This is a genomic window from Marinobacter similis (assembly GCF_000830985.1).
In the GTDB taxonomy this organism is placed as follows: domain Bacteria; phylum Pseudomonadota; class Gammaproteobacteria; order Pseudomonadales; family Oleiphilaceae; genus Marinobacter; species Marinobacter similis.
In genome coordinates this window covers 3,534,802-3,557,563 of record NZ_CP007151.1, presented here as the reverse complement: position 1 = coordinate 3,557,563, position 22,762 = coordinate 3,534,802, and the positions used below count along the sequence as shown (strand labels likewise).

Here is a 22,762-nt window from a genome sequence, read left to right as displayed (position 1 = left end):
CGAACCTCAGCGCTTTCGTTGATCGTGGACTTTCGGTTCGATACCGAGGGCCCGAAGCTGCTTGAAGTGTGATCGTGCCTGGTTCAGAACCGCTGGGTCGTTATGGGCGACCAGGGCAAGACGTTTGAAGCGGTCGGCGTCGGCCGGCAGGGTGGCAGACAATATGACCACGGTGTCCCAGTCCTCGGCCACAGGTGGGCACAGGAGAATGCCAACGGGCTCGGGACAGGTAGTGGCGGAATCGGGTATTAAGCTGTGTGGGATGAACGCATCCGGACTGAAGTTCCAGAGCAGGTCGTCCAATTCCTGAGCGTGCTGCATGGTATCGCAGACCACACAGACGCGATCGCCTTGTTGCCAGGCCTTGTCCACCAGTTTGGCGGCGTGCAGGTTGCGGGCAGCGGGCGTGTTCTGGGCCAGGATGTGGAACCAGTAGCGTTGATTGGCGTCGCTCTGTCCGGAGGCCCGGGCAGCGGTGCTGCCCGGCTCCGGGTGTCCGTCGGTGTTATTTGCCGACATGAGACATCAGGTAGTTAACCAGCAGGGGCACCGGGCGACCGGAGGCGCTTTGGCCTTGCCGGAATGCCAGGCTGTACCTGCAATATCCAGGTGCGCCCAGCGGTACTCCTTGGCGAAGCGGGACAGGAAGCACGCCGCGGTGATGGTGCCGGCGGAGCGATCGCCGATGTTCTGCATGTCGGCGAAGTTGCTGTCCAGCTGGCTCTGGTAATCGTCCCAAAGCGGCAGGCGCCAGGCGCGGTCGTCGGAGCGTTCACCGGCGGCCAGCAGCTCATTCGCCAGTTCATCGTTGTTGGCCAGCAGGCCAGTGGCGTGGTGGCCCAGGGCCACGATGCAGGCACCGGTCAGGGTGGCCATGTCGATCACCGCTTCCGGATCAAACTTCTTGACGTAGGTGAGGGCGTCGCACAGCACCAGGCGGCCCTCGGCGTCGGTGTTCAGGATCTCGACGGTCTGGCCCGACAGGGTGGTGACAATGTCACCCGGGCGGCAGGCACCACCGTCCGGCATGTTTTCAGCGGCCGCGACCACCGCAACCACGTTGATCTTGGGTTGGGTTTCTGCCAGGACCTGCATGGTGCCGAAAACACTGGCAGAGCCGCCCATGTCGTACTTCATTTCGTCCATGCCGGCGCCCGGCTTCAGGCTGATACCACCGGTATCAAAGGTGATGCCTTTTCCAACCAGCACGTGCGGCTTGTCCTTCGAATTGCCACCGCGATATTCCATTACGATCAGGCGTGGCGGCTGGGTGCTGCCCTTGCCGACGGCGAGGATGGTGTTCATACCCATCTTTTCCATCTGCTTTTCGTCGAGCACTTCAGTCTTGATGCAGTCGTGCTCCTTGGCCATGCGCTTGGCTTGCTGGGCAAGGTATTCCGGATGGCAGATGTTGGGCGGGGTGTTGCCCAAATCGCGGGTAAAGTTCATGCCACGACCGGTCGCCAGACCCAGATTGAAGGCGTCTTTCATGCCCTTGCCGCTGCCGGAGGCCGTGACCACAAGCTTGTTGAGCTTGCGCGCGGCCGGCTTGTCGCTCTTGTAGTCGTGGAAGGTGTAGAGCTGTTCTTCCAGGGTGCGACCGATCAGATTGAGGCGAGCCTCTTCAGAGCTGACCGCGTCAGTGCCGGTAACGGCGGTGTCGGTCAGTGTGATCAGCGCGGATCTGGAGGGGCCGTCTTTCAGCGCGCCGACCATGGCAATCAGGGCTTTGCGGTAGGTGGCCTGGGTGCGCTCGTTGTCATTGCCAGTGCCCACAACCACAACCCGGCTCCAGGCTGGTTGCTCAGCGGTACGGTGCGGGTGGTGGCGTTCTTACCACTGACGTCGCCGTTCTTCTGGAGTGTCTTGATCAACCCGTCCAGCGCTTCGTCGGCCTGAGTCGTGGATTCTGGCCAGGTGCCTTTTTCGGGCAGGCCAATAACAAGACAGTCGGCTTTGGTGCTGGCAATGGCTTTACTGCTCAGGCTGAAATTCATGGCAACTCCTGTTGATTCTTTTGAAGAACTCACCGCCGAAGGCGGAAGCGATTTCCGATCTAGTCTAGCATTGGGGCCGGCCGCGCATTTATCAAGCCATGGGGCTACTTACGCCAGAGTTGTTCGAGAGTCACGGGCCGGGGCCGTCTGTATCGTTCCGACTCTGTCATTCGGCCCGAAGGTTACATAGAATACGCGCAGTTACCTGTTTCCTCCATGATTTACCGGCACCGGCAGAGAGATCCTTTTGACCATTATTTTCCGTTATCTAATTCGCCAGGTGATGATCAGTATGGTGGCCGTCTCCGGCATTCTTTTGCTGGTGTTCATGAGCGGCCGGTTCCTGAAGTACCTGGGCAGCGCCGCGGAAGGCGAGATCGCTGCTGATGTGCTGTTCTCGATCATGGCGTTCCGTTTTCCCGGCTTCCTTGAACTGATCCTGCCTCTGGGCCTGTTCATTGGCATTCTGCTGGCGTACGGGCGCATGTACCTTGAAAGCGAAATGACGGTGTTGTTTGCCTGTGGCGTGAGTGACCGGCAACTACTGACCAAAACCCTGCTCGGCAGCCTGCCGGTGATGGTCGTGGTCGGAGCCATGAGCCTGTATGTATCGCCCTGGGGCATGAAGCAGGTGGAGCAGATCTTCAACGAGCAGCGCCAGGCTACCGAATTTGAAATGCTGGCGCCCGGTCGTTTTCAGGATTTCAGTGCCGGTAACCGGGTGACCTATACCGAAGGCCTCAGCGACGACAAACGGGAGTTGCGCGGCGTATTCATTGCGGAGTACGGCAAGGACGGCGAGGGTATTACGATCTTCACCGCCAATTCCGGATCCCAGCTGATCGATCGCGAGACTGGTAGCCGGTTCCTGATTCTGGAAGAAGGAGGCCGTTTTAACGGCGAGGCCGGCCGACTGGATTACAACGTCACCGGCTTCGAAGCTACGGTCTGAAAATCGAGAGCGGGGAAAAAGGCACCCGGGAGCTGGAGGAAGGGCTCAGCACCCTGGCCTTGATGAAGTCCGACAACCTTGAGGATCGAGCGCTTCTGCATTGGCGCTTCTCGCTGCCCTTGATTGTGCCCATCGTGACCCTGCTGGCGGTTCGCCTGAGCCGGGTCAATCCACGCCAGGGCCGGTTCTTTCATCTGCTGCCGGCGATGCTGGTGTACATCACCTACCTGGGGCTTCTGATCGTCGCCCGGGATGCCCTCGCCGATGGCAAGGTGCCGGAGTGGATCGGTATGCTCTGGGTGCACGCCCTGTTCCTGTCGTTTGGGCTCTGGCTGCAATTTGGACCGGCGTGGCTGCATAAGCGCAGGGCACTGAAGGAGGCGCGCACCCATGCGTAGGATTGACGGTTATGTCATGCGCACCGTTGGCGGTGCCATGTTTCTGGTCATGGTGGTGGTGTTGTCGCTGGACCTGATCTTCGGGTTCATCGCCGAGCTGGAAGACACCCGCAACAACTATCAGACCCTGGAAGCACTCTGGTACGTGGCCCTGACCTTGCCACGGCGCATCTACGATTACCTGCCGTTGGGCGCCTTTATGGGTTGCCTGGTGGGGCTTGGCTCCATGGCCAGTTCGTCTGAACTGACGGTGATCCGGGCCGCCGGTGTTTCCCTGAAGCGCATTGTCTGGTCGGCCATGAAGCCGGCGCTGGTGGTTGTGGTTCTGGGTGTGCTCATCGGCGAATACGTAGCGCCGCCGGCTGAACGTCTTGCGCAAAGCGAGAAAGCGGTGGCGCTCGGCGCCGGCAGCAATGTAGCCTCCGCCACCGGGGTCTGGCACCGGGAAGGCGATGTCTTTATCCACCTCAATGCGGTGCAGCCCAATGGCGTGCTACACGGCGTGTCACTGTTCCGGTTCAACGAGGAGCGGGAGCTGCAGTCGGCCAGCTTTGCCAAGCGCGGCATATTCCAGGGCGATCACTGGCGCCTGGAGGATGTCCGCAGAACCCTTCTTGAAAATGAGGGAACAGCGCTGGAAACGGAACAGTCCATGCGTTGGGAAACCGGGCTGTCGCCCCAGGTGCTGAGCGTGCTGATCGTAAAGCCGGAGAACCTCTCCATGTCTGGCCTGTACACCTATGCCAGTTACCTGGAAGAGCAGGATCTGAACGCGTCGCGGTACTGGCTGGCATTCTGGAAAAAGACACTGATGCCTTTAGGTACCGGGGTGATGGTGCTGGTGGCGATTTCCTTTATTTTCGGCCCGCTGCGGTCGGTGACCATGGGGTTCCGGGTATTCACCGGCTTACTGGTGGGCCTGCTGTTCAAGTACATGCAGGATCTGCTCGGGCCGATGAGTCTGGTGTATGGCTTTAACCCGATGCTGGCGGTACTGATCCCGATTGCCATCAACGCGGCGGCCGGCGCCATCCTGATGCGCCGGGCCGGTTAGTCGGGCTGCTGGCAGTTATTTGCTTTCTTTCGGAACCTGCACCACCACGCTGCCGGACAGGCGATCGGTGACCGACAGGCCATTGATAGGGAAGAACAGGGCGAGCACGGCGGGCAGGGTGATGATCAAGGTGATTGCGCCGACATAGTAGCTTGCCAGCAAGGTCAGAAAGATCACCGCGGCTGCTGTTACATAGCGGCGCAGAGCCTGGCTCCAGCTCACTGAGGTGCCGTCCAGGTTCTCAATGCGGATGCGCCAGACCTGCATGCCCAGTGTCTGGCCGATGCGAGTCCAGAAATACGCGAAGAACAGGTACAGGGTCAGAAACAGGGCAAAGGTGAGACCGGGATCTCCGGCCAGCTGGCCTGCTTCCGCCATCTCTTCAAACTTGTCCCAGCCGGTGAACCATCCACCAATCACGGTGTAGATCCAGGTCGCCACGAGTAGAACCGCGATACTGATCAGGCCGTCATAGATAATGGCTAGTGCACGCTTCAGAAATGTGGCCGGTGGCAACAGTTCTTCGGCATCATGGAAGCGTCGGGGCATGGGGTCTCCTGTGCGGTTTCACGTTTTTCCCGTTCTCGGCGTGTGCTAGAGTAGCCGATTTGCACACGCATGTAAGTATTCGTATTCAATCGCGGACGCGCCGGATTTACGGCAAGTTTCTGGAAAGGTATCAAAGGGCTATGAAAACCGCTGAGTTGCGACAGGCATTTCTCGATTATTTCAAACAGCAAAGTCACACCATTGTTTCAAGCAGTTCGCTGGTTCCGGCGGACGATCCCACGTTGCTGTTTACCAATGCGGGAATGAACCAGTTCAAGGACGCATTCCTTGGCCGGGAAGAGCGTGACTACACCCGGGCCACCACCTCCCAGAAGTGCGTTCGTGCCGGCGGTAAGCACAACGACCTGGAAAACGTGGGCTATACCGCGCGTCACCACACCTTCTTTGAAATGCTGGGTAACTTCAGCTTTGGTGACTACTTCAAGCGCGAAGCGATCAACTACGCCTGGACCTTCCTGACCGGTGATCAGTGGCTGAAGCTACCCAAGGAAAAGTTGTGGGTGACCGTATACGCCGACGACGATGAAGCCTTCGATATCTGGAACCAGGAAATCGGCGTTCCGGCCGATCGCATTGTCCGCATCGGCGACAATAAAGGTGCCCGTTACGCGTCTGACAACTTCTGGCAGATGGGCGATACCGGCCCTTGTGGCCCGTGCACAGAGATCTTCTACGACCACGGCCCGGATGTGGCCGGTGGACCTCCGGGCAGTCCCGAAGAAGACGGCGACCGTTACATCGAGATCTGGAATGTGGTCTTCATGCAGTACAACCGCACCGCCGATGGCGAGATGCTGAACCTGCCCAAGCCGTCCGTAGATACCGGCATGGGTCTGGAGCGCATTACCGCCGTGCTGCAGGGCGTGCACAGCAACTACGAGATCGATCTGTTCCAGAATCTGCTGAAAGCGGCCTCTGACGTGCTCGGTGGTGTGGATGCCAGCGAGGCCAGCCTGCGCGTGGTGGCCGACCACATTCGTTCCTGTGCCTTCCTGATTTCCGACGGCGTTATGCCCTCGAACGAAGGCCGTGGCTTCGTACTGCGCCGCATCATCCGTCGCGCCGCCCGCCACGGCAACAAGCTGGGCGCTACCCAGCCGTTCTTCTACAAGCTTGCCGGCCCCCTGGCTGAGCTTATGGGCGAGGCTTACCCGCAGCTGGTCAGCAGCCTGAAGCAGGTCGAAAAGGTGTTGCTGCAGGAGGAAGAGCAGTTCGCCAAGACCCTGGACAAAGGCCTACGTCTGCTGGAACAGGACATTGCTGAGCTGAAAAGCGAAGTGATTCCGGGCGAAACCATCTTTACTCTGTACGACACCTTCGGTTTCCCGGTCGACCTGACCAACGACATTGCCCGCGAGCGTGGCCTGACCCTGGATTACGAAGGCTACGAGAAAGCCATGGAAGCCCAGCGTGACCGCGCCCGTGCCGCGAGCAAGTTCGGTATCGACTACAACGCCGCCGGGCTCAAGCTTGAAGGCAAGACCGAATTCACCGGCTACGACCACATCGACGGCCATGAGCGCATTCGTTCCGTGATTGTTGGTGGCGAAGAAAAGAACGCCGAGGCAGGTGACGAGGCCGTTGTGGTCCTGGAACGCACACCGTTCTACGCCGAATCCGGCGGTCAGGTGGGTGACACCGGCCTGCTGACCTGGAGTGGTGGCCGCTTCAAGGTCACTGACACCCGCAAGGAAGGCGATAACCACCTTCACGTAGGCACGCTGATTGAAGGTGAGCTGTTCCCGGGTCTGGAAGTGGATGCGCGCATTGATCACGCCCGTCGTGAGCGCACCAAGCGCAATCACTCCGCCACGCACCTGCTGCACGCGGCGCTGCGCAAGATTCTTGGTGAGCACGTGAATCAGAAAGGTTCACTGGTGGATCCGGACAAACTGCGTTTCGATTTCTCGCACTTCGAGCCAGTTACACCAGAGCAGCTGACTGAGATTGAGCGCAAGGTGAATGAGCTGATCCTCGATAACACTCCGGTGCAAACCGAAATCACGGATATGGAGCAGGCCCAGGAAAAAGGCGCCATGGCTCTGTTCGGTGAGAAGTACGGTGACACCGTAAGAGTGCTGAGCATGGGCACTGACAACTATTCAGTGGAGCTGTGCGGCGGCACTCACGTTGGTCGTACCGGTGATATTGGCCTGTTCCGCATCACGTCTGAAAGTGGCATTTCCTCTGGCGTTCGCCGTATCGAAGCAGTGACTGGTATGGGCGCGCTGGAGTGGGTGGACAGCACCGAACGTACTCTGCGCGACACTGCTGGTCTGGTTCGGGCAACGCGTGACACGGTTGTCGAAAAAGTGCAGCAAACCCTGGATCGCAGCCGTCAGCTAGAGAAAGAAGTGGATGCCCTGAAGGCCAAGTTGGCAAGCTCCGCAGGTAGTGATCTGGCAGGTTCCGCTGTCGACGTGGCTGGTCTCAAAGTAGTGGCCTCGGAAATGGAAGGCGCCGATCGCAAAGCCCTGATGGAAACCGCCGATCAGCTTAAGAACAAGCTGGGTGAGGGCGTGGTTGTGCTGGCCAGTGTGGAAGACGGCAAGGTCACGCTGGTGGCTGGTGTGACCAAGTCTGCCACCGGCAAGATCAAGGCCGGCGACCTGATGAAGCACCTGGCCGCTCAGGTTGATGGTAAAGGCGGCGGCCGGCCTGATATGGCCCAGGGCGGTGGTAGTGATCCGAGCAAACTGGCGGACGCGCTGGCCGGGGTTCCTGCCTGGATTGAGCAAAATATAGCTTAACTAACTGTTTGTGAGGTGGGCTAGGAGGTTATACTCCAGCTCGCTTGCTCTTGAGACTGGCGAGGCGCTGCCTCGCCGTGAGTCCCCGTTTCGGATATTGGGAAAAAAATGGCTCTGTTGGTTCAGAAATTTGGTGGCACCTCGGTTGGCACGACCGAGCGTATTGAAGCGGTTGCGGAGAAGGTCGCCCGCTTTCGGAAGGAAGGTCACGATGTAGTGGTGGTGGTTTCCGCCATGAGCGGTGAAACCAACCGGTTGATTGGTTTGGCCAGCAACATCATGGAGGAACCGACGCCCCGGGAAATGGACGTACTGGTGTCCACCGGCGAGCAGGTCACCATTGCCTTGCTGTCGATGGCGTTGCAGAAGCGCGGTTGCGCGGCCCGTTCTTACACTGGCTCCCAGGTGCGGATTGTTACTGACAGCACCCACACCAAGGCGCGCATCAAGCAGATTGATGAGCAGCGCATGCGCGAGGACCTGGACTCAGGCCGGGTAGTGGTCGTGGCCGGGTTTCAGGGCATCGATGAGTGCGGCAACATCACCACGCTTGGTCGTGGCGGATCAGACACCACGGCGGTTGCCCTGGCAGCTGCGCTGAAGGCAGACGAGTGCCAGATCTATACTGACGTGGATGGCGTGTACACCACCGATCCGCGAGTGGTCGACAGCGCCCGGCGCCTGGATCGCATTACCTTCGAAGAAATGATTGAGATGGCGAGTCTGGGATCCAAGGTTCTTCAGATTCGGTCAGTCGAATTTGCAGGCAAATACAACGTTCCATTACGGGTTCTTTCCAGCTTCCAGGAAGGGGAAGGCACCCTGATTACTTTTGAGGATGAAAACGCCATGGAGCAACCGGTTGTTTCCGGCATCGCCTTTAACCGTGACGAAGCAAAACTGACCATCGCCGGCGTTCCCGATACGCCGGGGAGTGCGCTGCGCATTCTGAAACCGGTGAGTAATGCTAATATTGAAGTAGACATGATCGTTCAGAACGTGGGCGAGGATAACAAGACCGCGTTTACCTTCACCGTGCACCGCAACGATTTCAAGCGCGCGAAGGAAGTGCTGCAGGGTGTTGCAGACGAGTTGGGCGCTCGCGAAGTCAGCGGCGACAGCAAGATTGCCAAGGTCAGCATTGTGGGTGTTGGCATGCGTTCACACGCTGGTGTGGCTACACGGATGTTTGAGGCGTTGTCCAACGAGGGCATCAATATTCAGATGATCTCCACGTCTGAGATCAAGATCTCCGTGGTGATTGATGAGAAGTATCTTGAGCTGGCGGTTCGCGCTCTGCATAGTGAGTTCGAACTGGATAAGCTTGCGGTAAAGGAGGAAGGTTAAACGGGCAGTTGCCAGTTTTAGTTAGTGGCAGGCCTAGTTAATAAGAGACTCATTTACTGAGCCTATGACATAGTGCATCCGTATAAGGGAATGTGCGTCGTTGGGTCAGAAAGTGGCCTCACTATAAAATAAGGTATATCAAGAATAACCATTTGTCGGAACAGGTAGCTCTGGATAGGGAGTAAGGGATATGTTGATTTTGACTCGCCGAGTTGGCGAAACCCTGATGGTCGGTGACGAAATCACAGTCACTGTCCTGGGAGTGAAGGGGAATCAGGTTCGCATTGGTGTCAACGCGCCAAAAGAAGTTGCGGTTCACCGGGAAGAAATCTATCAGCGTATACAGTCGGAGAAGGGCTCTGAGGAGCCGGAACCGGGCAACAGCTGAAAGAGAAAAAGCCGTTCAAGGGAAACCTGAGCGGCTTTTTTGTTTTCTCGGCAAATCGGGGCCAAAAAAATTGGTGTCAACCCTATGAAAACAGAAATCTTATGGTAGTATACGCCCCGTTCTCAAGGAGAGGTGGGTGAGTGGCTGAAACCAGTTCCCTGCTAAGGAACCGTACGCGAAAGCGTACCGAGGGTTCGAATCCCTCCCTCTCCGCCATTTTCCTTTTTTGGAAAAGAGGACAGGTTGACGTAGCACTCAACCACAGCAAGTGATGAATGCGCGGCTGTAGCTCAGCTGGATAGAGTACCTGGCTACGAACCAGGCGGTCGGAGGTTCGAATCCTCCCAGCCGCGCCACTTCTTCAACAACTTGCCCAGTTTTAAGCGGCTGTAGCTCAGCTGGATAGAGTACCTGGCTACGAACCAGGCGGTCGGAGGTTCGAATCCTCCCAGCCGCGCCATATTAAATAAAAAACCCCGCCAAGTGCGGGGTTTTTTATTGCCTGCAGAAAAGCCCTGACTTACATGCTGTGAGGGCCCATCAGCTGGCCGCGGATCGCGCCATCAGGAAACTCGGGGTTATGCACGTTGATGTAGAAGTCCGACGGATTCTCCAGGATGCGCTGAACAATGCCAGTCTCGCCCGTGGGGAACTTGCCTTCCTCGCCCTCGGTTAGGCAATCAGCGGCGTCGCCATCCTCCGGCCCTGCTAGCATTGCCACCGGGGCACCATTCATACCCTTGCCCGCTTCGTGGATGTGGGCAGCCATGCCTTCCTTGACCGGTACGGTCTGGATGTTGTCTACCTGCACTACGTAGCAGAGCGTGGTGGGGTCGCCGTCGATGCCGAATACATGAGCATAGCCCTTACCATCGCTGTCACCCATGGAGCCAACCATCTCCGCACCGCTCAGTTTGGCGTCGAGTACGTGGTTGGTGTGGCCCGCCTGGGATGTGCCTGCCAGGCCGAACAGGCAGATAGCTGAAGCCGCGAGGCCAAGCTTTCGAAACGTAAGTGTTGTCATTGGTTTTCTCCTTGGTTTCGTAGGATTGCGAGCAAGCTCGTCTAAGGATATGCGTCCAGACGTTGCAAAGAGTTGCAGGCAAACTAAAAAAAATTCCGGATCGTAAGTGGGGCGGGCAGATGTTGGCGTGACCGGGGGTGCATTACAGCGCCTGTGATAGGTAGAACACAAGCGGGACAGGCGAAACGGCCAGGGCTACCGTCAGGAAGTACTTTGGAAAAGAAATCATCCGCGAGATCCCCAGCAGCATTCCAATGCCGCCGCCACCACCTATGATGGCGTTGCCGGGCAGGTTCAGCAGCACCGCGATGGCAACGAAGCGATGGCGAAGCAGGAACGGCAGTACGCCTTTCGGAGCCAATGCGAACAGGGACTCTATGCGCTTTGCCGGTGACAGGGTTTCAAGCTGGCTGGCGACCCTGGAGGCTGATTCAAAGTGTAGCCAGTGCAGCAGCCGGCTCATGCTGTGTTCCGGGGCCAGCTGTCCCAGCCAGAAGCTGATGGATAACGCGGTGACCGTGCATAGGTACACCAGCAGGGCACCTTCGCCGCCAAGGATGAAGAGCAGGGCCAGGCCGATCTCTATGCCGGGCATGAATGGTACGGCCATCAGCAGGATGTAGAGGCTGGCGGCACTGAGCACCATCAGGTGCAGCACTGGTTCGTGGCGGGGAAAAATCTGGAAATCAAACAGCTGGATCAGCCAGTGCCCGGAAAGATTCAATACAACGGCTATGGCGATGAGTAGGCTGAGCTTTGCGAATCGACGGCCTGCCATTACGCTCAAAGCTGTCCCTCCTGAGCCGGCCGGATGCTACTCGGACTCGACCAGCGTGCCGTTGAATTGGTATTCCCGGCGCGTGGTCCAGTACCACCGTTCCTTGACCCATTTCACATCGGCACTCATGCGATCGCCCGAGCGCACGCTTCCCAGGTCATAACTCCGTGACTCGGGCTAATTGACGTCGCCTGGAATCGAGCACCGTCCGGGATTTTGGTGGCGGAATAGGGGCCTTTGGCAAAGCCATACTGCTGGCAGGCTTCGGAGGTGAAGAAGCCATCCTGAAAGATCAGCCGGTCGTCGTCACCTCCGGAATCCGCCCCCGTTTCTCTGAAGATGCCTTCGAACACGGCGCCGTCCAGGATCGCGTTCTGGTTGTCTGACGCCAGGGCGGGATGCAGTAGTGAGGTAAGAAGGAAAAAGCTGATGAACAATAATGAGTAACACCGCCCAGCCATGCCTTTCCCCCTCGAGGACGCCGGGTGTGTGAATCGTACGTCCTCTTGTTACTTAGCTTAGCCTAAGATTGGAAAAGTCGGTGGGCGGCGCTGTGGAATCCCGATGGCGCGCTTACCACATCAGGTCGTCGGGAATCTCATAGCCGGCATACGGGTCGTCATCACCGGTGTCATCGGTTTTCCGGTCGTGGAGCACCACCACAGCGGTTTCATCCCGTTCCTGAATTTTCCGGGCTACCCCTTCGGCAACCAGCTCGTAGTTGTCATTCACGAACACGATGGCCAGTCGGCCCCGGGACAGCTGGTCCACCATGGTGTCGTCGACAAAGATCTTCTTGATCTTCTTGTCGTGCACGAACTGGTAGGAGGTTTCGCCCCGGCTGCGATCCAGGCGATTGGTGCTCACCAGCTGGCGGATCTGGGCCTGTATGGCCTTCTTCTCGGCTTCTTGCTGGCGCTGCCGGTTAAGTTCCCGGTCTCGCTCGGCTTTCTCTTCACGGGCTTTGCGTGCCCGAATTTCGGCCTCGTTTTCCTGCACCGCACCCTTGGGCTGGGCCTTGCGCTTCTTGCGTTTTTCGGTGCGAATGGCTTTGGCCTTTTTCTCGTCGGCCAGGCCGGCTTTCAGTAGCTGATCCTGCAGGGAAGGCATTAGTAACTCCTCGTAGCTCCCGGTAACTCAGTTAATTGGTGACAAACTCTGGTATCCTGATGCGGTAGTATACGCCCTCACTAATGTGCCTCCACAATTCGCAGCCCCCGATTTCAGGATTTTCCCGTATGCCTTCCTTTAAAGAGTTTGGTCTTTCCCCGGCTATGGCCTCCAACCTGGAGCAGCTTGGATTCGAGCAGCCTACCGAAATTCAGGCGAAAGCCTTGCCCCCATGCCTGGCGAAAAAGGACGTCATTGCCATGGCCCAGACCGGAAGCGGCAAGACCGCCGCTTTCGGAATTGGTCTGATCGAGCACCTGAATCCACGTCTGTTTGCGGTCCAGGGCCTGGTGCTGTGCCCGACCCGTGAACTGGCGGATCAGGTGGCCAAGGCGCTCCGGGAACTTGCGCGCGCCCGGGATAATGTAAAGATCCTGACCCTGTGCGGTGGGGTATCGATTGGGCCCAGATTGGCTCTCTCAGCATGGTGCTCACATCGTGGTGGGTACGCCCGGGCGTATTCAGGATCACCTGCGCAAGGGAACCCTGAGCCTGGACCGGGTAAACACCGTGGTCCTGGATGAGGCGGACCGGATGCTGGACATGGGCTTCGAAGAGGCCATGGAAGACATTCTCGGGCAGACGCCCGATTCCCGTCAGACCCTGATGTTCTCAGCCACCTGGCCTGAGACGATTCGCGCGCTCAGTGGCCGCTATCAGCGTGAACCACAGGACGTTCGCGCCGAGGCCAAAAAGGGCAACCCGGATATCCAGGAGCTGTTTTACGAAATCGCCCCGGGCTCTGCCCAGGATGCGGTGATGGCGCTGTTGTCCGAGCGCCAGCCGACGTCCTGTATCGTGTTTTGCGCCATGAAGCAGCAGTGCGACGAGCTGGCCGAGGCATTGCGTCAACATGGGTTCTCCGCACTGGCGTTGCACGGTGACCTGGAACAGCGGGACCGTGACAGCGTGCTGGTTCGCTTTGGCAATCAAAGCTGTTCGGTGCTGGTGGCGACAGATGTGGCGGCCCGGGGGTTGGATATTAAATCCCTGCCGCTGGTGATTAACGCCGAGCCGGCTCGCGACAGCGAAGTGCATACCCATCGGGTAGGGCGTACCGGGCGAGCGGGCGAGCAGGGCTTGGCGGTGACCTTCTGCACCCCCTCCAAGGGCCACAAGGTCAACCGTCTGGAATCAGACCGTGGCCAGGCAGTGGAGTGGGGCAATACCGAGGCGCTGATGGCAGCTCCGCTGCAGCCGTTGGAGCCCGCCATGACCACCCTGTGCATCGCCGGCGGTCGTAAAGAGAAAATTCGTCCGGGTGATGTTCTGGGTGCGCTCACAGGCGAAGCCGGGATTCCGGGCAAGGCGGTCGGGAAAATCGACCTGTTCGATTTCCAGTGCTTTGTCGCTGTCGAGAGAAGTGTTGCTGCCAAGCGCTGAAGCGACTCGAAAGTGGGCGGATCAAAGGCCGGAAAATACGCGTCCGATATGCGTGAAATGGGGCGTAGCGGCGTCAGTTAACATGGTGTGCAATTCAGGTGAACGGCTCGGAAACCCCGTATAGTAATTCGCAATTAGGTTGCTCATGGCGGGCTAAAACGGTAAATTACGCAGGATTTTGCCTCCCGAACCGCCTGTGCGTGGCCTAAGACTTTAGTAGAACTGGTCTAACCAGGCAAATCGGGGAAATCAACAAACCAGAAACAGGTAGCTATTCGATATGAATGACCTGATGTCACAAGCCGTAGATCTGATGATTGCCGGCATGGGATTTGTGTTTGCATTCCTGGTAGTGCTGGTGTTCGCAACGCTGCTCATGTCCAAGCTGGTCGCTCGGTTTGCGCCGCCAGAGCCGGCAACCCCGGCAAAAACACCACGTGCCAAGCCCAAGGCGCCTGCGTCGGTTGATCCGGACACCGCCGAGGCCATCAAGAAGGCAATTGGACAATTCCGGTCACGCCACAAGAAGTGACCTGGTAAAAGATAGAACCTTTAAACAGAAGGCTGACACGATGACTGACACTAAGAAACCGCTGGGGATTACGGACGTTATCCTGCGTGACGCCCACCAGTCCCTGCTTGCCACACGCATGCGGCTTGATGACATGCTGCCCATTGCCGAGAAACTCGACAAGGTTGGTTTCTGGTCTTTGGAATCCTGGGGCGGAGCTACCTTCGACTCCTGCATCCGTTACCTGGGCGAAGACCCCTGGGAGCGCATTCGTGAACTGAAAAAGGCCATGCCCAACACCCAACAGCAAATGCTGCTGCGTGGCCAGAACCTGCTGGGTTACCGTCACTACGCGGACGATGTGGTCGACCGTTTCTGTGAGCGCGCCGCCGAGAACGGCGTAGACGTGTTCCGGATTTTCGACGCAATGAACGATCCGCGTAACCTGGACCGTGCCATCAAGGCCGTTCGCAAGACTGGCAAACATGCCCAGGGCACCATCGCCTACACCACCAGCCCCGTGCACACCATCGACATGTGGGTTGAAATGGCGAAAGAAGTTGCCGACATGGGCGCGGACTCCATCGCCATCAAAGACATGGCCGGTATCCTGAAGCCTTACGTGGCTTATGATCTGGTCAGCCGTCTGAAGAAAGAGCTGGATATCCCCATCCACATGCAGTGCCACGCCACCACCGGCATGTCTACCGCTACTGCCATCAAGGCCGCGGAAGCTGGTATCGATAACGTGGACACCGCGATCTCTTCCATGAGCATGACCTATGGCCACTCGCCCACCGAGGCGGTTGTTGCCATTCTGGAAGGCACAGACCGCGACACCGGCCTGGACCTGACTCTGCTCGAAGAAATCGCCAGCTACTTCCGCCAGGTGCGTAAGAAGTACGCGAAGTTTGAAGGCAGCCTGCGCGGCACCGATTCCCGCATCCTGATTGCTCAGGTTCCGGGCGGCATGCTGACCAACATGGAAAACCAGCTGCGTGAGCAGAACGCGAGCGACAAGTTCGACCAGGTTCTGGATGAGATTCCCAAGGTTCGCGAAGACCTGGGCTTCATCCCGCTGGTAACTCCGACCTCTCAGATTGTAGGTACCCAGGCGGTACTGAACGTTCTGACCGGCGAGCGTTACAAGTCCATCTCCAAGGAAACTTCTGCCATCCTGAAGGGTGAGTACGGCGCTGCGCCGGCTCCCATGAACAAGGAACTGCAGGACCGCGTTCTCGATGGCAAGGAAGTGATGACCTGCCGTCCGGCGGATGTGCTTGAGCCAGAAATGGACAAGCTGACCGACGAGCTGAAGAAACTGGCAGACGAGAAGGGCATCAGGCTGGCCGACAACGTTGAGGATGACGTGCTGACCTACGCACTGTTCCCGCAGATCGGCCTGAAGTTCCTTGAGAACCGTGACAACCCGGATGCGTTTGAGCCAGTGCCGAGCGCTGACGATGTTGCACCTGCCAAGAAGGCCGCTGGTCCCGAGACTTACACCGTTGATGTTAACGGTAAGAAGTTCGTGGTTGCTGTTTCCGAAGGTGGTGAAATCACCCAGATCCAGGGCGAGGGCGGTGCTGCCTCTGCTCCGGCCGCAGCCTCTGCTGCACCCGCACCTGCTGCAGGTGAAGGTGAGCCGGTTGTTGCGCCTCTGGGCGGTAACATCTTCAAGGTTCAGGTTTCCCCGGGCGATGTTGTCGAAGAAGGCGATGTGCTGATTATCCTCGAAGCCATGAAGATGGAAACTGAGGTTCGCGCACCCAAGGCCGGTACTATCGGCGAAGTCTTCATCAAGGTCGGTGACGCCGTCTCTCCTGATGATGAAATGCTGACAATCGCATAAAGGGCCAGCATTCCATGGAAAAAATTATGACGCTCTGGACAGGCAGTGGCCTGTTCAATATCGAACCAGGCCAGGTGGTGATGATTGCCATCGGCCTGCTCCTGCTGTTCCTTGCGATTCGTAAGGGCTTTGAGCCGTTGCTGCTGGTGCCGATTGGCTTCGGCGGCATCCTGGCGAACATCCCGGAGGCAGGGCTGGCCCTGACTGCGGCGGAAAATGCTATCCACTTCGCGTTGAAGAATGGCGCGACTGAGGTTCTGGCTGCCCTGGCGGCGCCGCTGGATGTTGCTTACCAGGCCGGGCAGGCGGTAACGCCCGAACTGAAAGAAACCTTCAAGGTGGCGGTGAAAGAGGCCAGCTATTCCGAAATGGCGATGGCGAATGCCGTTGCTCAGGATGCCGGTTATGGCAATGGCATGCTGTATAACTTCTACTCAGTGGTTATCGGCAGCACCATTGGGCCTCTGTTGATCTTCATGGGTGTGGGCGCGATGACCGACTTCGGTCCGCTGCTGGCGAACCCGAAGACTCTGCTCCTGGGTGCAGCAGCACAGTTCGGTATCTTCGGTACCGTGATTGGTGCAGCCCTGCTGGACGCTTTCGGCATTCTGGATTTTACCATCCTGGAAGCTGCAGCCATCGGTATCATCGGTGGCGCGGATGGTCCAACGTCCATCTACGTGTCCAGTGTTCTGGCTCCGCACCTGCTGGGTGCCATCGCGGTCTCTGCCTACGCTTACATGGCGCTGGTACCGATGATTCAGCCGCCTATCATGAAGGCGCTGACCAGCAAGGAAGAGCGTGCGGTCAAGATGAATCAGCTGCGTCCGGTCAGCAAGAAAGAGAAGATCATCTTCCCGCTGGTGGTACTGATTGCTGTCGTTCTGTTCCTGCCTGATGCAGCGCCGCTGCTGGGTATGTTCTGCTTCGGTAATCTGATGCGTGAGTGTGGTGTTGTTGAGCGTCTGAGCGACACCGCCCAGAACGCGCTGATCAACATTGTGACGATCTTCCTTGGCCTGTCTGTTGGTTCCAAGCTGATGGCGGACAAGTTCCTGGATGGCCAGACTCTGGGTATCCTGGGCTTAGGTATCGTTGCCTTCGGTGTGGGTACAGCCTCTGGCGTACTGATGGCGAAGCTGATGAACAAGTTCAGCAAGGAAGCCATTAACCCGCTGATTGGTTCTGCCGGTGTTTCGGCTGTACCGATGGCGGCACGGGTTTCCAACAAGGTTGGTCTGGAAGCTAACCCGCAGAACTTCCTGCTGATGCACGCCATGGGTCCAAACGTGGCTGGTGTTATAGGCTCTGCGGTTGCTGCGGGTGTGATGATCAAGCTGCTTAGCTGATCGTTGCTCCTTCAGTGCCAAAAACCCCGCCTTTGTGCGGGGTTTTTGTTTTTCTGGCCTGCGAGCTTGGTGCGTGAGCCGGTGTGAGCCTTCCTTTCAGGAACCGCTGCAAGTACATCCCTGTACGCTTGTTTCCGGCCATCCGTGGCCTCCAACATTCCTGAAAGGAAGGCTCACACCGGCTCTCCAATCTATCGGGGAGGCCTGAACAAAACGATCTTCAATGAAAGTTTCTTGAACTGACCGGGAGCGTCTTGATGAGATGGCTCAGGTCGGAAAGCTTTCCTGCCATCACGTGAATAATGTCGCCTTCTCGTTCCAGAATTCCTTTCACATGCAGCAGCCGGGCGGTTAGCAGCGGTTTGCGCTGACGCCGGGCGGTTTCCAGCCAGACCACCACATTTATGTTGCCGGTTTCGTCTTCCAGGGTGACGAAGGTAACGCCGGAGGCGGAGCCGGGGCGTTGGCGGCCGGTGACCAAACCGGCAACCTGAACGGGGCGACCGGCTTCGGTTTGTTGGAGTTGTTCGGCGCTCAGGCAGAACTGTAGGTGGCCTTGGTCTCGGAGCAGGGCCAACGGGTGGCGTTGCAGGGTCAGGCCCTGGCTGGCGTAGTCGGCGAGTACGTTCTGCCTTCGGTGGGGTCGGGCAGTTGCTCGCAGGTTTCCTGATTGTAGGTTTCGGCCGCTTCGGCGGCGAAGAGTTCGGCCGGTTGCTCGTGGCCGAGTAGTTGCCAGTAGGCCTGGTGGCGGTTGTCGGTGAAGTCCGGCATGGCGTTGGCGCCAGCCAGCAGTTCCATGTCGCGCTGGTTGAGGCCGGCGCGTTGGCGCAGTTCGCTGGTGGAGCGGTAGCCTTCGGGCGGTCGTTGTTGGCACAGGCGTTCGGCGCCTTTGGCGGACAGGCCCTGGATCAGTCGCAGGCCCAGTCTCAGTTTGCGGTCAGGGCCTTCGAGGGTGTGGTCCCATTGGCTGTGATTGACGTCTGGCGGCAAAGCGGCGACGCCATGACGGCGGGCGTCCTGGACTAATTGTGACGGCGAGTAGAAGCCATGGGCTGGCTGTTCAGCAGGGCGCAGTAGAAAGCGGCCGGGTAGTGGCACTTGATCCAGGCGGAGACGTACACCAGCAACGCAAAGCTGGCCGAGTGGGATTCCGGGAAGCCGTAGCCGCCGAAGCCGCAGATCTGCTCGTATAGCCGTTCGGCGAAGTCGGTATCGTGGCCGCGTTCGAGCATGCCGGTGATGAGTTTTTCCCGGAACTGGGTGAGATCGCCGTGGGATTTCCAGGCGGCCATGGCGCGGCGTAGCTGGTCCGCCTCGCCGGCGGAGAAGCCGGCCGCCACCATGGCGAGTTTGATGACCTGTTCCTGAAAGATGGGCACGCCCAGGGTGCGCTCGAGTACTTTTCGGATGGCATCGTTGGGGTATTCCACCGGTTCCAGTCCGTGTTTTCGGCGCAGGTAGGGGTGCACCATGTCGCCCTGAATCGGGCCGGGGCGGACGATGGCTACTTCGATCACCAGGTCGTAATAGGTTGCCGGTTTGAGTCTTGGCAGCATGTTGATCTGGGCGCGGGATTCGACCTGGAACACGCCAATGCTGTCGCCTTTCTGAAGCATGGCGTAGGTGGCGCGGTCTTCCTGGGGGATGTCCTGCATCTGGAACGGATGGCCTTTCTGGTCGCTGATCAGTTCCAGGGCCTTGCGGATGGCGGAGAGCATGCCCAGGGCGAGTACATCGACTTTCATCAGGCCCAGGCTTTCCAGGTCGTCTTTGTCCCACTGGATCACGGTGCGGTCGGCCATGGCGGCGTTTTCCACCGGCACCAGTTCGGCCAGCGGGCCGGAGCTGATGACAAAGCCGCCCACGTGCTGGGAAAGGTGGCGGGGGAAGCCGAGCAGGGTGTTAACCAGGGTAAAGAACTGGTCCGCCACCTTGGGGTTTCGGGTCAGGCGTTTGTCGAGTACCTGCTGGCGCCAGCCGGTGGCTTTGTCGCGCCAGTCGATGCCTTCCAGCAATTGCTCTACCTGAGCCGGATCAAAACCCAGTGCCTTGCCGACATCACGGATGGCGCTGCGGGGCCGGTAGCGGATGACTGTGGCCGCCAGTGCCGCCCGTTCCCGGCTGTAGCGCCGGTAGATGTACTGGATGACTTCTTCCCGGCGTTCGTGTTCAAAGTCCACGTCGATGTCGGGTGGCTCGTTGCGGTCTTTGGAGATAAAGCGTTCGAACAGCAGCTCCACCCGGGCCGGGTTCACTTCGGTGATGCCCAGGCAGTAACACACTGCCGAGTTGGCGGCGGAGCCCCGGCCCTGGCAGAGAATGCCCCGGCTGCGGGCAAAGGCGACGATGTCGTGAATGGTGAGGAAGTAGTGCTCGTACTTCATTTCCGAGATCAGATCCAGCTCCTTGCGGATCAGCGCCTGCACGGTCAGGGGTGTGCCATCCGGGTAGCGGCGGCGTTCGCCTTCGCGGGTCAGCCGCTTGAGGTACGCGGCCGGGGTTTCTGCCTCGGGCACCAGGTCCGGCGGGTATTCGTAGCGCAGGCTGCCGGGTTGGAAGGTGCACTGGTCGGCAATCTGCCGGGTTTCCCGCAGCCAGGTGTCTGGGAACAGCCGTTGCAGCACCGGCACCGGGCGCAGGTAGCGTTCGCCATTCTGGAACAGGCAATGGCCGGCCTGCTCCAGATTGGTGTGGTTGCGCAGGGCGGTGAGTACGTCCTGCAGGGGCTGGCGTTCCCGGCTGTGCATGTGCACCTCGCCGGTGGCGGTGATCGGGCAGCGTAACTGGTCGGCTAGCCAGCGGGCCCGGGCCAGCTGTTGTTCTTCGCCGGATTCCAGGGTGCGGGCGGCGGCGATCCACAATCTGGGGTCAAACAGGCGTTGCAGCCATTCGCCACAAGCCAGGGCCTGATCGGCATCGGCTTCAACCAGGGTGGGCGGTAACCACAGACACAGGCAGTCATCCAGCGCGTGGGTTTCCACATCCCGGAAGTACAGCTGATATTGGCCTTTCTCGGCTCGGCGCCGGCCGGTGGTGATCAGCTGGCACAGCTGGCCATAGCCCCGGCGGGTGCGGGCCAGCAGAATGAACCGGGGCAGGCTGGCGCCGGGTGGGGCATCTTCGAGTTCAAACCAGCTGCCAGTAATCAGTTTTACCGGGCTGTCTTTCAGGGCTGCCCAGGCCCGGGGGATGCCGGCCACCGAGCAGGCGTCGGTGATGGCCAGTGCGGCATAGCCCAGTTCCGCTGCCCGTTCGGCCAGCTCGTGGGGGTGTGAGGCGCCAGTCAGGAAGGTGAAGTTGCTGAAGCAGAACAGCTCAGCGTAGGCAGCCTCGGTCATCAGCCAAACCATCCATGTACGAACCAGCCTTCCCGGATATCCCGGAACACCCAGGCCAGTTGGCCGCTGCTGAGTTGGGCAATGTAATAGTCCCGGTGCACCCGCTGGCCGTCCCACCAGCCACCGCTGATGCGTTCCGGGCCGGCAAACCAGGCGATGGGTGCTTCCGTGAGTGGTTGCGGCCCCTGCAGTAACCACAGCGGGCGGCGGGGCAGTTGGTTAGCCGTGGTGCCCGCTGGTCGGTTGTTGCGCTGCACCCCGGAGGCCCGCAAGGCAGACGCGGCGCAGCCTCAGCCGGCTGGCGCGCCCGGCGACGACCGCTTTACCCCATCCGGTGACAACTTTGCAGACCTGGCCAATCAGAAATCTCGCAAGCTGGCCATGGCTGAGTACAAGCAAACCGTGGGGCAGGATCTTGCCTTTGTCCGGGAAACGCTGCGGCACAAGCTTGCCGAGTACAACCTGCAACCCGGCACTGCGCTCAGTGTGAACCGGAGTGAATCCGGTAGCGTTCAGGTTTCAGGCGGGATTCCGGATCAGGCAAAAACCTCGATCGAGAACGATCTGAATGTGAACAAGAACTTCAAGGACGCGTTCGGCCGGCTGAGCATCAACGAACCCACACTCGGATTCATGGACAATGCCCTGAAGCTTAACCAGGCCTACGGCGTAAACAACCCGTTGCTAGACACTCTGGTCAGCGAAAACCAGCAATTCAACGGGCTACAGGACTTGGTACACCGTTACGACAGCCTGCGCCGCTCCGCCGGCACAGAGCAGTTCGGGGTGACCGACAACAACAGGAACTACGCGTTCAGTCTGAACGCGCGCGCCTGATCGTCAGTCATTACCTGATCATTAGACATTAAAGGGGGCGGGATCGCCTTTTCCGACCCGGGTAACCGCCGGTGCCTCTCCGGTGAAGTCGACTACCGTGGTGGCTTCCATACCGCAGAAACCGCCGTCAATGATCAGGTCCAGCTCGTGTTCGAGGGTTTCCCGGATATCGTATGGGTCCGTCATCGGCTCTGTCTCACCGGGCAGAATCAGAGTACTGCTCATGATCGGCTCGCCCAGCTCCCCCAATAATTCCTGAACAATGGCGTTGTCCGGAACCCGCACCCCAACGGAGCGGCGCTTGGGGTGCAGCAGCCGGCGCGGCACTTCACTGGTGGCATCCAGAATGAACGTGTAAGGCCCGGGCGTGAAATTCTTGAGCAGGCGGTACTGGGTATTATCCACCTTGGCGTAGACGCCGATATCGGACAGGTCCCGACACACCAGGGTAAAGTTGTGTTTGTCGTCCAGGCGTCGAATCCGCTTGATTCGATCCGCCGCTTGCTTGTCCCCCAGGTGACAGCCAATGGCATAGGCTGAGTCCGTGGGGTACACGATTACCCCACCCCGGCGGAGAATATCCACGGCCTGATTGATCAGGCGTTTTTGTGGGGTTTCCGGGTGAATCTGGAAAAACTGGCTCATGCGTCCTCTCCCTGACCAGTGGGCGCTTTCATAGCTGGGTCCTTCTTCGATCCCCCCAGACAATTGGGTGACTCCGGTGCCAACTGACCGGTTGCTTCCCACTCCTCCGGCGAATACAGGTGCAATGCCAGAGCGTGCACTTCACCCGCCAGCTCCTCCGCTAGAACCCGATAGATTGCCTGGTGGCGCTTAACCTTCATCTCACCCTCAAAGTCCGCTGAGACCAGGGTTACCTTGAAATGAGTCTCCGAATTCGGTGGCACACTGTGTTTGTGGCTTTCATTCTCCACATGCAGGAGGCGGGCATCGAAAGCCTTGTTAAGCTTTGATTCGATTGCGTTCTGGATCTTCATAACTCGACCATTCTCCGAATACGTTCTGTGACTGCAGTCTACTACACAAAGCACCAACCACCCGAA

16 protein-coding genes, 3 tRNA genes and 5 pseudogenes are annotated in these 22,762 nt (G+C 58.8%); 13 read left to right on the top strand and 11 right to left on the bottom strand.

Annotated features, from left to right (window positions below; genetic code table 11):
- Positions 1 to 6 precede the first annotated feature (6 nt).
- Complete coding sequence (locus tag AU14_RS16405; protein WP_041342583.1) at positions 7 to 519, bottom strand: DNA polymerase III subunit chi; 513 nt, start codon at positions 517 to 519, stop codon at positions 7 to 9.
- Positions 506 to 1,997, bottom strand: a pseudogene (locus tag AU14_RS16400) (leucyl aminopeptidase). Before AU14_RS16400 ends, AU14_RS16405 begins: the two are co-directional and overlap by 14 nt.
- A 247-nt stretch (positions 1,998 to 2,244) precedes the next feature.
- Between AU14_RS16400 and lptF the strand changes: the two are divergent.
- Together lptF and lptG are read left to right on the top strand one after the other, a co-directional pair.
- Positions 2,245 to 3,347 (top strand): annotated as a pseudogene (gene lptF, locus AU14_RS16395) (LPS export ABC transporter permease LptF).
- The gene (lptG, locus tag AU14_RS16390; RefSeq protein ID WP_041342580.1) at positions 3,340 to 4,401 is read left to right on the top strand and encodes an LPS export ABC transporter permease LptG; all 1,062 of its coding nucleotides are present in this window, start codon (positions 3,340 to 3,342) and stop codon (positions 4,399 to 4,401) included. Before lptF ends, lptG begins: the two are co-directional and overlap by 8 nt.
- A gap of 15 nt (positions 4,402 to 4,416) precedes the next feature.
- On the opposite strand, the gene AU14_RS16385 is transcribed toward lptG, so the two are convergent.
- The gene (locus tag AU14_RS16385) at positions 4,417 to 4,950 is read right to left on the bottom strand and encodes an RDD family protein (RefSeq protein ID WP_041342577.1); all 534 of its coding nucleotides are present in this window, start codon (positions 4,948 to 4,950) and stop codon (positions 4,417 to 4,419) included.
- Positions 4,951 to 5,090: 140 nt separating this feature from the next.
- Between AU14_RS16385 and alaS the strand changes: the two genes are divergently transcribed.
- From alaS to AU14_RS16355, 6 genes are all read left to right on the top strand, one after another.
- Positions 5,091 to 7,721, top strand: a complete 2,631-nt coding sequence (gene alaS, locus AU14_RS16380; protein ID WP_041342574.1) for an alanine--tRNA ligase — start codon at positions 5,091 to 5,093, stop codon at positions 7,719 to 7,721.
- A gap of 108 nt (positions 7,722 to 7,829) precedes the next feature.
- A complete protein-coding gene (locus AU14_RS16375) occupies positions 7,830 to 9,068 on the top strand; it encodes an aspartate kinase (protein ID WP_041342571.1) in 1,239 nt (412 codons plus the stop codon).
- Between the two features lie 190 nt (positions 9,069 to 9,258).
- A complete protein-coding gene (gene csrA / locus AU14_RS16370; protein ID WP_007155535.1) occupies positions 9,259 to 9,456 on the top strand; it encodes a carbon storage regulator CsrA in 198 nt (65 codons plus the stop codon).
- A gap of 126 nt (positions 9,457 to 9,582) precedes the next feature.
- A tRNA-Ser gene (locus AU14_RS16365) sits at positions 9,583 to 9,672 on the top strand.
- 63 nt (positions 9,673 to 9,735) lie between these two features.
- A tRNA-Arg gene (locus tag AU14_RS16360) sits at positions 9,736 to 9,812 on the top strand.
- A gap of 27 nt (positions 9,813 to 9,839) precedes the next feature.
- A tRNA-Arg gene (locus tag AU14_RS16355) sits at positions 9,840 to 9,916 on the top strand.
- Positions 9,917 to 9,976: 60 nt separating this feature from the next.
- Here AU14_RS16355 and AU14_RS16350 read toward each other — a convergent pair.
- From AU14_RS16350 to AU14_RS16335, 4 genes are all read right to left on the bottom strand, one after another.
- On the bottom strand, positions 9,977 to 10,480 hold the full coding sequence (locus AU14_RS16350) for a CHRD domain-containing protein (protein WP_041342569.1): 504 nt from the start codon (positions 10,478 to 10,480) through the stop codon (positions 9,977 to 9,979).
- Between the two features lie 142 nt (positions 10,481 to 10,622).
- On the bottom strand, positions 10,623 to 11,267 hold the full coding sequence (locus AU14_RS16345) for a hypothetical protein (RefSeq protein WP_148312771.1): 645 nt from the start codon (positions 11,265 to 11,267) through the stop codon (positions 10,623 to 10,625).
- A 116-nt stretch (positions 11,268 to 11,383) separates the two neighbouring features.
- Entirely contained in the window at positions 11,384 to 11,719 is a 336-nt protein-coding gene (locus AU14_RS16340; protein WP_148312770.1) for a hypothetical protein, read from the bottom strand.
- A 112-nt stretch (positions 11,720 to 11,831) separates the two neighbouring features.
- Positions 11,832 to 12,368 (bottom strand): DUF2058 domain-containing protein, encoded by a 537-nt coding sequence (locus AU14_RS16335; RefSeq protein ID WP_041342563.1) that lies wholly within the window; start codon positions 12,366 to 12,368, stop codon positions 11,832 to 11,834.
- Positions 12,369 to 12,496: 128 nt separating this feature from the next.
- Here AU14_RS16335 and dbpA point away from each other — a divergent pair.
- From dbpA to AU14_RS16315, 4 genes and pseudogenes are all read left to right on the top strand, one after another.
- Positions 12,497 to 13,867, top strand: a pseudogene (gene dbpA / locus AU14_RS16330) (ATP-dependent RNA helicase DbpA).
- Between the two features lie 224 nt (positions 13,868 to 14,091).
- Positions 14,092 to 14,343: an OadG family protein gene (locus AU14_RS16325; RefSeq protein WP_041342560.1), complete on the top strand. Its 252-nt coding sequence runs from the start codon at positions 14,092 to 14,094 to the stop codon at positions 14,341 to 14,343.
- 40 nt (positions 14,344 to 14,383) lie between these two features.
- The gene (gene oadA / locus AU14_RS16320) at positions 14,384 to 16,174 is read left to right on the top strand and encodes a sodium-extruding oxaloacetate decarboxylase subunit alpha (RefSeq protein WP_041342557.1); all 1,791 of its coding nucleotides are present in this window, start codon (positions 14,384 to 14,386) and stop codon (positions 16,172 to 16,174) included.
- A gap of 14 nt (positions 16,175 to 16,188) precedes the next feature.
- Positions 16,189 to 17,523: a sodium ion-translocating decarboxylase subunit beta gene (locus AU14_RS16315; protein WP_236744167.1), complete on the top strand. Its 1,335-nt coding sequence runs from the start codon at positions 16,189 to 16,191 to the stop codon at positions 17,521 to 17,523.
- A 220-nt stretch (positions 17,524 to 17,743) separates the two neighbouring features.
- Here the strand turns inward: AU14_RS16315 and AU14_RS16310 are convergent.
- Positions 17,744 to 20,861: pseudogene (locus AU14_RS16310) on the bottom strand (error-prone DNA polymerase).
- Positions 20,861 to 21,136 (bottom strand): annotated as a pseudogene (locus tag AU14_RS19210) (Y-family DNA polymerase); the annotation flags it as partial. The pseudogenes AU14_RS16310 and AU14_RS19210, both read right to left, overlap by 1 nt.
- Here AU14_RS19210 and AU14_RS16305 point away from each other — a divergent pair.
- Positions 21,108 to 21,698: a hypothetical protein gene (locus AU14_RS16305; RefSeq protein ID WP_236744166.1), complete on the top strand. Its 591-nt coding sequence runs from the start codon at positions 21,108 to 21,110 to the stop codon at positions 21,696 to 21,698. The pseudogene AU14_RS19210 and the gene AU14_RS16305 overlap by 29 nt on opposite strands.
- Positions 21,699 to 21,719: 21 nt before the next feature.
- Here the strand turns inward: AU14_RS16305 and AU14_RS16300 are convergent, their stop codons facing one another.
- Together AU14_RS16300 and AU14_RS16295 are read right to left on the bottom strand one after the other, a co-directional pair.
- A complete protein-coding gene (locus AU14_RS16300; RefSeq protein WP_041342551.1) occupies positions 21,720 to 22,343 on the bottom strand; it encodes an L-threonylcarbamoyladenylate synthase in 624 nt (207 codons plus the stop codon).
- On the bottom strand, positions 22,340 to 22,696 hold the full coding sequence (locus tag AU14_RS16295; RefSeq protein WP_041342548.1) for a BolA family protein: 357 nt from the start codon (positions 22,694 to 22,696) through the stop codon (positions 22,340 to 22,342). Before AU14_RS16295 ends, AU14_RS16300 begins: the two co-directional genes overlap by 4 nt.
- Positions 22,697 to 22,762 lie beyond the last annotated feature (66 nt).